This window comes from Deinococcus arcticus (assembly GCF_003028415.1).
Classification (GTDB): Bacteria; Deinococcota; Deinococci; order Deinococcales; family Deinococcaceae; genus Deinococcus; species Deinococcus arcticus.
This window is the reverse complement of sequence record NZ_PYSV01000013.1, coordinates 99,746-112,994: the sequence shown is the minus strand read 5'-3', so window position 1 is coordinate 112,994 and position 13,249 is coordinate 99,746. Positions and strand designations below refer to the sequence as shown.

Here is a 13,249-nt window from a genome sequence, read left to right as displayed (position 1 = left end):
TGAGTCCTGGACGCGATTTTTGTCGTCCAGGACTCTGTTTCTGTTAAATTCTGGACTACAGCTTTTCCAGCAGCTTTGCCTTGAATGCCTTGAATTCCTCCGCATCAAGCACGCCCTTGGCGTGTAGTTCGGCCAGACGCTCCAGCTCGGCAGTAACGGAGATACCTCCCGCCGCAACTTGAGGTGTGGCGGGAGTTGGCTGGGACTCTGCGACGAACAGATGCCGAAACTCGGCCATGTGGTCAATGACTTTCTGGGCGTTCAGTGCGCCAGCATGTACGCTGAGGCCGCCCCAGATTTCGAATTTGACACGCTGCTTCACATCATTGATGCGGCAGACCACCACCACCGTGTTCTTGAGCCGGTGCACGTCGTTGTCATGTCCGCCTGCAATGATGCTGCGCACCATACTGACTTTGAAGTTCTCCAGCTCAAGGTCATGGGTATCGCAGTAAGGGAGATGAATCACGGTTTGGTGCTTGACCCATACCAGGTCCCACTCGCCGACATACAGTTCGCCGCCATCGATGATATCGGGCATGCCGGGGTACCCGCCGTGGTAGTTGGCAGCGACCTTGAATTTCACAATGCTCGGTATGTGCTGAGCCAGGAATGCATCCGTATCTGCCTTCTTCCTGGCAGCCTCTGCCTCGGCGACTTTGCGCTGTTCTTCGGTTTTCTGTTGATATTCGGCGTAACGTTTCTGACTTTCGACACCAATTTCAGAGGCAACTTCGGTGGCCTTCTTGCTGATTTCCTCAAGCTTCTTCAAGAACGACATGATGACCTCACCAGCCCAACTTCGGGCGGGACATGATGCACTCGTAGCTCATGGTTGGGCTGTAATCGCTGCCGTCCGAAGCCCGGCGACAGCTTTCGGTTTTCCAGCCTGCCGCACCGTAGTTGTCCATCTCGGCTTTAAAGGTGATGTCGCTGGGCCCGACCGTCATGTATTCGTACTTGGGGCGGTGGGTGAGCTGGAAAGCCAGTAGACCCAGCAGGATGATGTTCGTCAGCATCAGGACGCGGGGCAGCCAGATGCGGAAGTCCTCCTGTCCTGAGGCAGCTTGCTTGGGCTGGGTGGTCCTTGCGCCTGCTTCGCGTTCGGGTTGAGCTTGAGGGGAGGGAGTGGCCGAGGTGGGCACCTGGCCTGTGGGCACGGTGTGGCGTCCGGTCATGCGTGTTCTCCGATGGGCTGCGCAGTTTCGGTGTTGACTTCGGCTACGGCTTGGGTAGACGTAGGTGCGGCCGAAACGGCAGAGGTTCCGGTGATGTGCTCAGTGATGTGTTCGGCGCTGCGGAGGTAGGCGACGAACATCAGGATGGACACTGCTCCCATGGCGATGCCGAGCCAGCTGCCTGCCAGGAAGTCGTACAGGCCGTGAATCAGGGCGGCGACGCCCAGGCCGAGGAGGAGCAGAGCGGTGCGTCGCTGTGGGGCAAGCAGACTCAGGCCCAGGTAGTACCCGGCGATGCCGGTGAACACGCAGTGCAGGAAGGGCAGCGTGATGAGCCGCAGGAACTCCATGATGACGTAGTTGCCGCTGCCAACGACGCCGTAGGCCATGCCAACGGTATTGAGGTCGGTGTAGCTGATGGAGTACGCCACGGCTTCGGCCACGCCGAACGCCAGGCCGCTCAGACCTGCGTAGAAGGCCGCTTCACGGGGCGTGTAGATTTCGCGGAGCTTCACGGCGAGCCAGAAGATGGGCAGGAGCTTCACGGCCTCTTCCAGGAGGCCGACGCCAACGACGAAGCCGACCAGGCGAGCCGGACTGAACGACCACTCGGTGGCACTGTACAGCAGGCTGACGAACGGCAGCTGCTGGATGCCCAGGACCAGCAGGACGCCCACGATGGCGGTAAAGACCGTGGGGATGACGATGTTGCGGCGTTTCAGGGTGCCGGGCTGCACGAGAAGCCACAGGACGTAGCCCCACAGCAGAGCGAAGTACAGGCCGATGGCCCAGGCGGCCTCGTGAATTTCCGCGCCGATGCCCCACAGGTGGGTCAGGGACAGCGGGAAGAGTGCAAAGAACAGCAGGGCCTGCACCCAGCGCATCTTCCAGGGCTGGTCGCCAAGCCAGCGTTTCACAGGGAAAAGGACATCGAAGGGCAGGCCCTTGAAGTCGTCGATGAGGTTCTGAAGGGGACGCTCGGAACGGACAGGTGGTGACGTAAGAGAAGATTGGGGTTCCGAGGTGGGCAGTGGAGCTGATGTGGTTGTGTCAGTCACGGTTCACCTGTTGGTAGGGCGACGATAGGGGAGGGGGCTGAGGGTGTGGGGCACACTTGACGCAGGCCCCCCCAAACACCCCCAGCGGGGTTCGCGCCCCCTTCAGTGATGGGGCCGGGACAGGGCACTCAGGACGGGGTAGGCAGCCTCCAACTCGGCGCGGCGTTCGTGGTGTTCACGGCAGAGCTTTGCCAGGGCGTCCTGCCCTGGCTCGTCGAAGGCGCAGGGCGTGAGCAGGGTCTCCAGGGCGTTCAGGTTGGTGAGCACTTGCAGGTACTCCATGGCGACGGCCGCAGGCACCGCGGTCAGCCCAAGGCGGGCGCGGATGAGTTCGACATCGTAAAAGGGGGTTTGGTTCATGGGAGGTCCTCCAAAGAGAGAGCCCCAGCGCATCCGGTGGATGGCTGGGGCGGGAATGGGATGAGAAACAGTGGGGGTGTCCTCTGACTGGCTTGAGACAGCTGGGGTGTTTCGGTAGACTATTGGGGTCCAAGGACCCTCGGAATAAAGCTTGGTGTCGCGGTCAGGAGGAAATAGAAGTTGTGCGTGCTGGACAGGGTTCAGCGGTTGGAGCGCACACGAGTCCTGATAAGCGTGAGGTCCCCAGTTCAAGTCTGGGCATCCGCACCAAAGAGAGAGCCCCCGCCACGTGCGGGGGTTTTTGCTGGGCTCCGCCGCTTTACTGTTGGCACTCCACCTCGACCGGCTGCGCCTGCCCCAGCAGGGTGCGAATCACGTCGCTGATGGTCAGCACACCCAGCAGTTCGCCTTCTCCAGTAATAATCGGCAGGCCGCGCACGTTCAGTTCCAGCATGCGCCGTACCGCGTCGTGCATCGGCACGCCTTCGAGCAGGTAGCCGGTGGGCGGGCGCATCAGGTCGCGCACGCTCACGCCGCCCAGCACGAACTGCGCGGCCATCACGGTGGGGCCGTGGGCGGCGCCGGCGCGGTCAAGGGCCGCTGCCACGTCCTTTTCGTGCAGCACGCCCACCAGTTGCCCGCCGTCCACCACGGGCAGCACCCGCAGGCGCGTCACCTTCAGTTTGGCGGCGGCCTCGGCAGCCGGGGCGTCGGGGGCGGTGGTGACCACGCTGCGGGTCATATGCTGGTCCGCCAGTCCCCAGTGCAGGCGGGGCGCCTGCACCTGGGCGCGCAGGATGTCGGTCAGGGTGAGCATGCCCAGCGCCTCGCCGGCCTCGCTCACCACCGGCAGGCCGCCCACCCGGCGGTCCAGCATGGTCTGCAGGGCCTCGCGCAGCGGCGTGTCGGGGGTCACGGTATGCACCGGCGCGCGCATAATCTCGCGCAGGCGAATACGGCCCACCCTCGCCGTAAAGGTCCAGGGGTTCAGGCCCTCGGTCAGGGTGGGCAGGGCACGCTGCACCTCGCCGTCGGTGACGATGCCCACCACCCGCCCCTCCTGCACCACGGGCAGCCGTTTGATGCCCAGCTCTTCCATGGTCACCACGGCGGCGGGCAGCGGGTCGTGCGGCGAAATGGTGACGGCGCGGGGGTGCATGGCGTCCTGCACGCGGGTGGGTCGGGTCATGGTGGAACCTCCTGGCTCCAGGGTCACCCGCGTGGATTACGGAGGCATTACAGCAGAGGCAAAGCAGCGGCGCGGCGAAGGCAGAGGCCTCGCCGCGCCTCCTGCCTTCGCCCTTAAATCAGGCTCAGCTGCTCGCCGCCTTCAAGGTGCGCCAGATGCTCGGGCAGAGTGCCGGGTTTGTCCATCACGATCTGCTCGGCCTTGTACGAGGAGCGTACCAGCGGCCCCGACACGACTTCCAGAAAGCCCAGTTGCATGGCTTCCTCGCGGATCTCGTCGAATTCGGCCGGCGACACGTAGCGCTCCACCGGCAGGTGGTGCATGGTGGGCCGCAGGTACTGTCCGAAGGTCAGCACGTCCACGCCCGCCGCGCGGCAGTCGCGCATGGTCTCGCGCAGTTCCTCGCGGGTTTCGCCCAGCCCCAGCATGATGCTGGTCTTGGTGATCACGTCCGGGCGGGCCCCCTTGGCGTGGGCCAGCACCCTGAGCGTCTGGTCGTAACTGGCGCGGATGTCACGCACGGGGTGCGTCAGGCGGCGCACGGTCTCCAGGTTCTGGGCATAGGTGTCCACGCCGCTGTCCAGCACCAGATCAACGCAGTGGAGGTTGCCGCCGAAGTCGGGGGTCAGGGCCTCCACACGGGTCTCCGGGTTCAGGCGCTTGATGGCCGCCACCGTCTTGGCGAAGTGGTAGGCGCCGCCGTCGGGCAGATCGTCGCGGTCCACGCTCGTCAGCACCACGTACTTCAGGCCCATGAGCTTGACGCTCTCGGCCACGCCCTGGGGCTCGTCCAGATCCAGCTTGCCCATGGGGTTGCCGGTGTCCACGGCGCAGAAGCGGCAGGCCCGCGTGCAGATGTGGCCCATCAGCATGAAGGTGGCCGTGCCGCGCGACCAGCACTCGCCAATATTGGGGCACATGGCTTCCTCGCAGACCGTGTGCAGGCGGTGCTCCTTGACGATCTTGCGCACCTCGGTAAACACCTGCCCCGTGGGGATAGTCACTTTCAGCCACTCGGGCTTCTTGTCGCGCACCGGCACGCTGTCTTTGCGGTAGATGCCGTTCTTGATGAACTTGGGTTCCTTGGGGTCGGTCTGGGTCATGGTGGCTCTCAGCTCCCGGCGGCGGCCAGCGTGGGCCGCGTCCAATCGTAGGTGGCAAAGGTGGTCGTAAAGGCGCCGTGCAGGGCCGTTTTGGCCTGGGGCATGGTGGGGGGGGTGCCCAGGCCGCGCAACTCATATTCGCGCGCTGCGCTGGTCATCTGGGTGCCGTGCAGGCCGCAGGGCACGATCAGGTCAAAGTGTGGCAGGGTGGTGGTCACGTTCAGCGCCAGCCCGTGCAGGGCCACCTGCCGCTGCACCGCCACGCCAAACGAGGCGATCTTCTGTTCGTAGGTCAGGCCGTTCACCTCCCGGGGGCTCACGTACACCCCGGCGTACCCCGGATTGGGGCGGGCGTCTTCCAGGCCCAGCTCGCGCAGCGCAGCGATGGTGGCGCCCTCCAGCAGCCGCAGAAAATCCGCCACCTTGCGGCCCACGGGGAAAATCGCGTAGGCCACCAGTTGCCCGGGGCCGTGATAGGTCACGTCGCCGCCGCGTTCGGTCTCCAGCACCTCGATGCCCTGCGCCGCCAGATACTCGCGCGTGACCACGATATTGGTGCCCTCTTTCGCCTTACGGCCCAGGGTCAGCACCGGGGGATGCTCCACCAGCAGCAGCGTGGGCCGCGCCGCCGCCGCCACCACCTGCGCGTGCAGGGTTTTCTGAAGGGCCCAGGCATCCCGGTACCCCATCACGCCCAGGTCCAGCACGTCAAAGGCGGGGTCACTCATGGGCCCCATGGTACGCCCCGGGGCGCCTTTTTCACCGTGTCACAGGCGGCGGTCTGGCCGCCATTGACCAGGGGCGGTGGTGAATCGCGCGCCCTGCGCTGGTTGTGGCCGTCCAGACTGCGGGGACACTGCAGGAGGTGCGCCAGATGGCCGAGGGCAAGGGGGCCCCGGGCCCCCTACCCTGGGCCATGCCGGCACTTGTGATTCCCGATGTCCGTTATCAGGCCAGCTTTCTGGAGGCTGTGCGAGAGGCCCAGCGCGAGGGCAGCGGCCTGGGCGACACCCTGAACTGGAACCTGGCTGAACTGGCCGCTGATTTCCCGGCCTTCCTGGCGGCGCTGCGGCGCTACGAACCCGGCAACGTCCTGCCTGAAGGCTACGTGCACTCCGAGGCGCTGTGGCTGGTGCAGGGCCAGGACTATCTGGGCCGCGTGAGCATCCGCCACACTCTGAACGGGCGCCTGCGCGAATTCGGCGGCCACATCGGCTATGAGGTGCGCCCCGGCGCGCGGCGGCGCGGCCACGCCACCCTGGCCCTCCGGCTGGCGCTGGCCCGCGCCCGCGAACTGGGCATTGAGCGCGCCCTGGTCACCTGCGACGTGGCCAATCTGGGCTCGCGCGCCGTGATTGAGGCCAATGGCGGGCAGCTGGAAGGAGAATTCACCGTGCCGGACCACGACCAGCCTATTCGCCGGTACTGGGTGCCCACGCCCGAATAAGTGGCGTGCTCTCCCGGCGCCGGCAGCCTGAGGGCCTCGCTCTGCGGCGCAGCTGTAGCTGTCCCAGCCCGCTCGGTTGACCTGGAGATCAACCGAGTGGAGTGAGGGGCGAGGCCCTTAAGGACGTTGCCCCTCAGGGTGCCACTGTTCAGGAGAACACCGAACAGCCTCCACGCCCGGTGCAACATACTTTTTTCGAGACTCGCTTCGCTCGGTTGATCTCAAGATCAACAGCGAGTGAGACGGGTTCCGAACAATTCCGCCGTGTGTTCCGGAATTGTTCCGACCGGAGGGACTCGAAGAGCTGCGGAGCAGAGAAGGAAAAAATACGGATTTCCGGGAATTGGGCTGGAACAGCGCCGAAGGCGGGGAACATCCCCCTTCTTCCCGGATGGTACGGAAATGGACGGCAGTCCGTATGACTTAAGGACGTTGCACCTCACGTTACGACTTTGCAGGAGAGCACCGCAAAGTCTCCACTCCCGGTGCAACGTACTTTTTTCGATACTCGCTCTGCTGCGCAGCTGTTCCAGCCCGCTCGGTTGATCTAAAGATCAACAGCGAGCTACTTAGCTCTGGCGCACTTCCCGGGCCTTCTCGTCCATCAGCTCGGCCAGGTCCTGCAGGGCCTGGGCCTGCTCGGCGGGCGGGGCGGCTGTGTCGGTCAGGCCGTCGGCCACTGCCTCGCCAATGCGGGTCAGGGCCGCCATCTGGGCGGGGGGGGCGTCGTCCAGTTCGCTCAGGCGGCTCACCACCTGCTGCCCGGTCTCGCCCAGCGCCTGGGCTTCTTCCTGGGCACTCAGCTGGCCCAGGCCCGCCACCTTCTCGTGAAACTCGGTGCTCACGCGCGAGAGCTGGCTCACCTGTTCCAGCGTCTGCGCCTGCACCTGCGCGGCGTGAACCAGGGTGTCCAGGGCCGCCACCTGCTCGCGCACCCGCGCGTGAATGTCTTTCAGGCGCTGCACGTTCATCTCTTCCAGGGGGGTGTCGGCCACGTCGGTCAGCGCCTCACACACCAGGGCGTCCAGGGCCTGGGCCGCCGTTAACTGGGCCTCGCTGCTTTCCAGCAGCCCCTGCAGGGCGCGCGCCTGCGTCGCCTGTTCCCCGGCCGCGTCACTCAGGGGCAGGGCGCGCAGCTGCTCGGTGGTCAGGTGCATCACCTGCCGCAGGGCGTCGGTGGCGGCCAGACCCTCACGCCCGGCGCGCACAATGGCGTCCAGCGCGCTGCTCTGGGCCCAGCCAGCGGCGCCCACATGCTGCCGGGCGCGCATCTCGGACACCCGGCGGCGCTGCGCCAGCGACGCGGCCCGAACCTTGCCCACCTGCTCTGCCGTCTCCGACCCATTCATCAAGTCTTCAGGCTGCCGCACATGGCGACCGTTTAACGTAACGTGGATTGCCTTTGGCTGCTCGCGCTGAGTGCCTGCCCCTTGCCGCGCCTGGGGCCGGGCGCGTATACTTTTCCGGTTTGGCCGTGCGGCAAGCGCCGGGGCCAGTGCAACAGGAGTAAGAACGTCTCTGGCTGCCCACGCAGCAGTGTGGGACGGTCCGCTGCCCAAAGGAGAGAAGTTATGCAGAGCAGCATCAAAGTGAACCGTGGCGCCATTCTGCGCGCCGTCGAGCAGCCCCACATCAAGAGTGACCACCCCGAGTTCCGCCCCGGTGATACGGTGCGCGTGGAAACCAAAGTGGTGGAAGGCAACCGCACCCGTAACCAGGCGTTTGAAGGCGTGGTGATCGCCATCAACGGCACGGGCAGCCGCCGCAGCTTCACGGTCCGCAAGATTTCTTTCGGTGAAGGCGTGGAGCGCGTATTCCCCTTCTCCAGCCCCCTGATTGCCAAAGTGAGCGTGCTGGAGCGCGGCAAGGTGCGCCGCGCCAAGCTGTACTACCTGCGCGACCTGCGCGGCAAGGCGGCCCGCATCAAGAGCGACCGCAGCCGCGTGATGAAAGACGCAGCCCGCGCCCAGCAGAGCAAGCAGGCCGCCGCCCAGGCTGCCCAGGCCCCGGCCGCAGAAGCCCCGGCCAGCGACGCCGAGTAAGCAACGGTTTTTTTCAGCCGCCCCCGCACGTAGCGGGGGCGGCTGCTTGTGGCTGGCGAAGCGGCGCCGCCTCGCCTACCGTGAAGGCGTGGACACCCTGCCCTTTGCCCTGCTGGCCCTGGATCTGGACGGCACGCTGCTGAACGAGGCCGGTGAGGCGCCGCCAGGGCTGCTGGCCGAGCTGCGGGCGTGGGAGGCAGCGGGCGCGCACCTCGCCATCCTGACCGCGCGGGCCTGGGTGCCCACCCTGCTGAGTGACTGGCCGGTCAACACGGTGTCGCGCTGTTACGGGGCCCAGCTGCGGCAAGGTGGGCAGGTGATCCGCGAGCGGGCGCTGGCGCCGCAGACGGTGGCGGCGGCGCTGGGCCTGCTGGATGCCCGAGATCTGGCCGCTGGGGGCAAGACGGTTGTGGTCACGCGCGATCCTGCACACGCCGTTCGGCCCACAAACATGGCGGCGCTGCGCCGGGGTGCTGCTGCCCCGGGCGTGCTGAAGGTGGTGCAGGGCGGCGACCCGAAGCGGCTGGATGACCTTCAGGTGGCGTGGGCCGCCCTGCCGGGTGCGGCGGTGATCCGCGAGCGGCCGGGCCGCGTGGTGCTGGTGGCGCCGGGGGCCGACAAGGGCCGGGCCCTGGCTGGGCTGCGCCGCCGCCTGGGGGTGCCCCGGCGCCGCGTGCTGGCTGCTGGCGATGGCCCCGCCGACGCCACGATGCTGGGCCACGCGGGGCTGTTCGTGCGGGTGGGCGCGTGCGCCGCGCTGGCCCACGCCGGACAGACGGTGGCGGGGCCAGCAGAACTGTGCCGCTTGCTGGAAGCGCGGCGCCTGAACCCCGGAAGCCCGCGTCCCCCGGCCGCCCCGGCCCAGATGCGCTAGGCTGCCGCCCGTGAGGGACCTGCCCGCCGACGCCCCGACCACGCTGCCGCTGCTGATGGCCTTTGATCTGGACGGCACCCTGATTCCCGATGCCGGGCGGGAGGTGCCACCGGACACCACAGCGGCCCTGGCCCGGCTGCGGGCGCTGGGCGTGAAGGTGGCGATCATCACCGGGCGCGACACGCCGCCCGCGCAGGTGCGCCTGAGCGCGCACCCTGACGCGGTGGCCACCAACAACGGCGGGCGCATTCTGGTGGGCGATGACCTGCATCTCGAAGCGCAGTTCTCGGACAGTGACCTGGAAGCGGTGCTGGCCCACGAACTGCACGGGGCGCGCGTGGTGCTGTTCACTGCCGACGCGCTGTATGTGGACCTGCCGTCCGGCACCCAGCCCGAAGCCTGGATGGTGGCCCGGCAGTTCCGGCCCCTGGCCGAGGCGCCAAGCAGCGGCATCCTGAAGGTGGGCTTCTACCACCCCGGCGTGGCCGATCTGGCCGCGCGCCTGCGCCAGTCTCATCCGCATCTGGTGCTGACCGGGGCGCAGACGCCCTATCCGCACTTTCTGACGGTGACCCCGGAGGGCGCGCACAAGGGCGCGGCGCTGACGCTGATTGCCGACACCCTGGGCGTGCCCCACGACCGCACCGTGGCTTTTGGTGACAGCGACAACGATGAAGCGATGCTGGAAGTGGCTGGCTACGGCGTGCAGGTGGGCACCCTGCCCCTGCTGGCCCCCCACGCCTGGGCCCAGGTGCCGGTGCAGGAGGATCTGGGCACGTTTCTGCAGGCCTGGGCGAACCGGATGGAAAGGGATGGGGCCAGCGTGGAGCGTCGAACGTAAAGCGTGGCGAAGGCCCGGAGGGGCTCTCGAACGCCGTTCTGGCAGGGCATGCCAAAGGGGGTGGAGCGGCTGGGGCTTTTCCCCACGCTCCACCCCCTTTGGCACGCCTACTTCAGCGTCATGCTGGTCAGAATGGCGCGGCCCTGCTCGGCCAGGTCGGCGGGGGTGCCGCTGGGCAGCATCAGGGTGGCGGTATACAGGCGGTTGTTCTTCAGGGTGAAAATCTGGGTCCAGCGCACGGTGCCGCCCTCGCCGTCGCCGGTGTAGCTCCACAGGATCGCGGGCTGGCCGCTCACCTTCACGTTCTTCTCGCCCAGGAATTTGAGCTTGGTGACCACCTCAGGCATCCTGCGCTCGTTGATGTCGCGCACGTCGGCCAGGGTGGCTTTCAGTTCGGCCGGGATGTCCTGCACCACGACCGTGACGGTGGGCCGCAGGGCGCCGATGGTCTTGTTGATAAACGCCACGTCGGCGCCGGGCACGTTCTTCAGAGGGGTCCAGCCGCTTGGCACGCGAATGCTGTAGCCCTTGGAACTGGTGGCGGTGATGGTCTCAATGGTGCGGGGTTCGGTGGGGGCAGCGGGCGCGGTCTGGGCCTGAACAGTTACGAAAGGGCCAGCCAGCAGGGCGAGACTCAGGAGCACGCGGTTCATGGGCCCCAAGGTAGAGCCTGAAGGTGAGCCCAATCTGACGCCAGCGGCCCGGCAAAGGCCACCTGCCCCGCGTGCAGGTGCAGGTGGTGGGTCAGCCCGGGTAGGGCGTCACCCGCGCGGTGCGCCACCACCAGCAGGTGGGTGCCGCCCCGGGCCAGTTCGGGCAGGAGCGCCAGAAAGGCCGCGCGCGCCGCGGCGTCCAGAAAATCCAGGCCCTCGTCCAGCAGCAGCAGCCGGGGGCGGTGCAGCGCGGCGCGCGCCAGCAGCAGCCGGCGCAGCTGCCCCTGTGAGAGGGTGTCGGCCGGGCGGGCCAGCAGGTCGGCAGCCCCCAGCCGGGCGGCCAGCGCCTCCACTTCGGCCTGCTGGGCCGCGTTCAGATCTGGGGCAAAGCCCTGGGTGCCGCTCCAGGCGCTCCCCAGTACCTCGCGCCCGGTCCAGCTCTGCCGCTGGCGAATGCCCACCTCGGCGCCCACCAGCCCGGTGGCGGCGCGGCGGTCTTCCAGGCGGTCGCGGGCCAGAAAAGGGCGCTCGATCTGCCCGCCCAGCGCCGGGTGCAGCTCGCCGGCGATCAGGCGCGTGAGGGTGCTCTTGCCGCTGCCGTTCTCACCGGTCAGCAGCCAGTGTTGCCCGGCCGCCCAGGTCCAGCTCAGGGGGCCCAGGGCGCGGTGGCCGTTGCGGTACACGGTGGCGTTCGTCAGGCGCACCAGGGGGTGTGGGGTGGGGGGCCCAGGGGGTGGGCCAAGATGGGGAAGGGGGGCGGCAGATTCTGTGGGCGCTGCGGGGGCAGTCTCTGTAACCTGCCCGTCGGCCACCCGCACAGTGCGCCAGGGCAGCGGCGGCGCTTCTTCGGGGCGGTGGGTGGCCAGCACCACGGCCACCCCGGAGCGCCAGAGATCGGTCAGCACCTGCCCCAGCTCGTTTCGCGCCCCCTCGCTCAGGCCGTCAGTGAATTCGTCCAGCAGCAGCAGCTCAGGGCCCGGCATCAGGGCGGCGGCCAGCAGCACCCGGCGGCGCTGGCCGTGGCTGAGGGTGCGGAAATCCCGGTCCAGTAGCGGTCCCAGGCCGGTCAGGGCCGCCACCTGGGCCAGCCGGGCCCGCGCCGGGGGAGTGGGCGTCCACAGGTTCAGGGCCTCCCCCTCGAAGGCGGCCAGCAGCACGTCCTGCACACTCTGCACCCACTCACGGGTGAGGTAGAAGGCTTCGGCGTCTGGCCCCACCACGCGCAGGGTGCGCCGGGCCGACACCGCCGAGCGCTGCGGCTGGCCACCCAGGGCATACGTCCGCTGGCCGCCAACGGGCGCCACCTGCCCGGCCAGCAGGCGCAGCAGCGTGGTTTTGCCGCCGCCGTTGGGGCCCCACAGCCGCAGGGCCTCACCGCGCGCCACCTGCAGGGTCACGCCGCGCAGCGCCGGCTGGCCGCCCTGAAGCGCCGTCACATCCTGCAGGGTCACCAGTGGCCGGTCCATGCGCGCGAGTCTAGCGGTCAGGGCGCCAGGGGCAGGGCACTCCGTCTGAACCGGGAACCCAGGGCCGGCCGGCCTCGTACACAGCCCCAGACACAGGAGACCTAAGGGGGACTATGGGATTTACGATTTTTGTGGCGGTGCTGGTGCTGCTGGTGATCGTCACGCTGTTTGCCGGGGTCAAGAGTGTGCCGCAGGGCTCGCAGTGGACCCTGGAGCGTTTCGGCAAGTTTCAGCGCAGCCTCAAGCCAGGCCTGAACCTGATCATGCCCTACATTGACCGCGTGGGCCGCAAGGTCAACATGATGGAGCAGGTGCTGGACGTGCCCAGTCAGGAAGTCATCACCAAGGACAACGCGCTGGTCACGGTGGACGGCGTGGTGTTCTATCAGGTGCTGGACGCGGCCAAGGCCAGCTACGAGGTCAGCAACCTGCAGCAGGCCATCCTCAACCTCACCATGACCAACATCCGCACCGTGATGGGCAGCATGGACCTGGACGAACTGCTCTCAAACCGCGACCAGATCAATGCCCGGCTGCTGACGGTGGTGGACGAGGCCACCGAGCCGTGGGGCGTCAAGGCCACGCGCATTGAGGTCAAGGACATCAAACCGCCTGCCGATCTGGTCGCCAGCATGGCCCGCCAGATGAAGGCCGAACGCGAGAAACGCGCCAACATTCTGGACGCCGAGGGCTTCCGGCAGGCCGCCATTCTGAAGGCCGAAGGCGAGAAGCAGGCCGAGATTCTGTCGGCCGAGGGCCGCCGCCAGGCCGCCTTTCTGGAAGCCGAGGCCCGCGAGCGCGCCGCTCAGGCCGAGGCTGAAGCCACCCGCATGGTCAGCGAGGCGATTGCCAACGGCAACGCCCAGGCCATCAACTACTTTGTGGCCCAGAAGTACGTGGAGGCCCTGCGCGACATTGCCACTGCCCCCAACCAGAAGACCCTGATTCTGCCGGTCGAGGCCACCAGCGTGCTGGGCAGCCTGCAGGGCATTGCCGAGGTGGCCCGCGAGGCCTTCGGCGGGCGCAAGGGGTAGCGGC

Annotated in this window: 15 protein-coding genes and 1 tRNA gene; 6 read left to right on the top strand and 10 right to left on the bottom strand. The window is 67.4% G+C overall.

Annotated features, from left to right (window positions below; all coding sequences use genetic code 11):
- Positions 1-55: 55 nt before the first annotated feature.
- The 4 genes from C8263_RS13640 to C8263_RS13625 form a co-directional block, all read right to left on the bottom strand.
- Entirely contained in the window at positions 56-772 is a 717-nt protein-coding gene (locus tag C8263_RS13640) for an SHOCT domain-containing protein (protein WP_146160689.1), read from the bottom strand.
- A gap of 16 nt (positions 773-788) precedes the next feature.
- The gene (locus C8263_RS13635; protein ID WP_107138674.1) at positions 789-1,178 is read right to left on the bottom strand and encodes a hypothetical protein; all 390 of its coding nucleotides are present in this window, start codon (positions 1,176-1,178) and stop codon (positions 789-791) included.
- Positions 1,175-2,095: a PrsW family glutamic-type intramembrane protease gene (locus tag C8263_RS13630; RefSeq protein ID WP_107138673.1), complete on the bottom strand. Its 921-nt coding sequence runs from the start codon at positions 2,093-2,095 to the stop codon at positions 1,175-1,177. Before C8263_RS13630 ends, C8263_RS13635 begins: the two co-directional genes overlap by 4 nt.
- A 243-nt stretch (positions 2,096-2,338) precedes the next feature.
- Positions 2,339-2,596 (bottom strand): hypothetical protein, encoded by a 258-nt coding sequence (locus C8263_RS13625; RefSeq protein WP_107138672.1) that lies wholly within the window; start codon positions 2,594-2,596, stop codon positions 2,339-2,341.
- A gap of 188 nt (positions 2,597-2,784) precedes the next feature.
- Here C8263_RS13625 and C8263_RS19320 point away from each other — a divergent pair.
- Positions 2,785-2,866, top strand: a tRNA-Ile gene (locus tag C8263_RS19320).
- Positions 2,867-2,915: 49 nt separating this feature from the next.
- On the opposite strand, the gene C8263_RS13620 is transcribed toward C8263_RS19320, so the two are convergent.
- From C8263_RS13620 to lipB, 3 genes are all read right to left on the bottom strand, one after another.
- The gene (locus tag C8263_RS13620; protein WP_107138671.1) at positions 2,916-3,785 is read right to left on the bottom strand and encodes a CBS domain-containing protein; all 870 of its coding nucleotides are present in this window, start codon (positions 3,783-3,785) and stop codon (positions 2,916-2,918) included.
- A 113-nt stretch (positions 3,786-3,898) separates the two neighbouring features.
- On the bottom strand, positions 3,899-4,888 hold the full coding sequence (gene lipA, locus C8263_RS13615) for a lipoyl synthase (RefSeq protein WP_107138713.1): 990 nt from the start codon (positions 4,886-4,888) through the stop codon (positions 3,899-3,901).
- Between the two features lie 8 nt (positions 4,889-4,896).
- A complete protein-coding gene (lipB, locus tag C8263_RS13610; protein WP_107138670.1) occupies positions 4,897-5,616 on the bottom strand; it encodes a lipoyl(octanoyl) transferase LipB in 720 nt (239 codons plus the stop codon).
- A 188-nt stretch (positions 5,617-5,804) separates the two neighbouring features.
- Between lipB and C8263_RS13605 the strand changes: the two genes are divergently transcribed.
- Complete coding sequence (locus C8263_RS13605) at positions 5,805-6,335, top strand: GNAT family N-acetyltransferase (protein ID WP_107138712.1); 531 nt, start codon at positions 5,805-5,807, stop codon at positions 6,333-6,335.
- A 569-nt stretch (positions 6,336-6,904) separates the two neighbouring features.
- Here C8263_RS13605 and C8263_RS13600 read toward each other — a convergent pair.
- Positions 6,905-7,684, bottom strand: coding sequence for a hypothetical protein (locus C8263_RS13600; protein ID WP_107138669.1), 780 nt, complete (start codon positions 7,682-7,684; stop codon positions 6,905-6,907).
- A 222-nt stretch (positions 7,685-7,906) separates the two neighbouring features.
- On the opposite strand from C8263_RS13600, the gene rplS reads away from it, so the two are divergent.
- Genes rplS through C8263_RS13585 form a run of 3 tightly spaced genes read left to right on the top strand, consistent with a single transcriptional unit; the run spans position 7,907 to position 10,092 of the window.
- Positions 7,907-8,377 carry a 50S ribosomal protein L19 gene (gene rplS, locus C8263_RS13595; protein ID WP_107138668.1) on the top strand — a complete coding sequence of 157 codons (471 nt, stop codon included), beginning with the start codon at positions 7,907-7,909 and terminating at the stop codon, positions 8,375-8,377.
- A 46-nt stretch (positions 8,378-8,423) separates the two neighbouring features.
- Complete coding sequence (locus tag C8263_RS13590) at positions 8,424-9,251, top strand: HAD family hydrolase (RefSeq protein WP_107138667.1); 828 nt, start codon at positions 8,424-8,426, stop codon at positions 9,249-9,251.
- A 10-nt stretch (positions 9,252-9,261) separates the two neighbouring features.
- The gene (locus tag C8263_RS13585; RefSeq protein WP_269845140.1) at positions 9,262-10,092 is read left to right on the top strand and encodes an HAD-IIB family hydrolase; all 831 of its coding nucleotides are present in this window, start codon (positions 9,262-9,264) and stop codon (positions 10,090-10,092) included.
- A 107-nt stretch (positions 10,093-10,199) separates the two neighbouring features.
- Here C8263_RS13585 and C8263_RS13580 read toward each other — a convergent pair whose 3' ends face one another.
- Complete coding sequence (locus tag C8263_RS13580; RefSeq protein ID WP_107138666.1) at positions 10,200-10,745, bottom strand: PsbP-related protein; 546 nt, start codon at positions 10,743-10,745, stop codon at positions 10,200-10,202.
- Positions 10,742-12,211: an ATP-binding cassette domain-containing protein gene (locus C8263_RS13575; RefSeq protein WP_107138665.1), complete on the bottom strand. Its 1,470-nt coding sequence runs from the start codon at positions 12,209-12,211 to the stop codon at positions 10,742-10,744. The genes C8263_RS13580 and C8263_RS13575 overlap by 4 nt, the downstream gene beginning before the upstream one ends.
- A 113-nt stretch (positions 12,212-12,324) precedes the next feature.
- Between C8263_RS13575 and C8263_RS13570 the strand changes: the two genes are divergently transcribed.
- Positions 12,325-13,245, top strand: coding sequence for an SPFH domain-containing protein (locus C8263_RS13570; RefSeq protein WP_107138664.1), 921 nt, complete (start codon positions 12,325-12,327; stop codon positions 13,243-13,245).
- Positions 13,246-13,249: the final 4 nt, after the last annotated feature.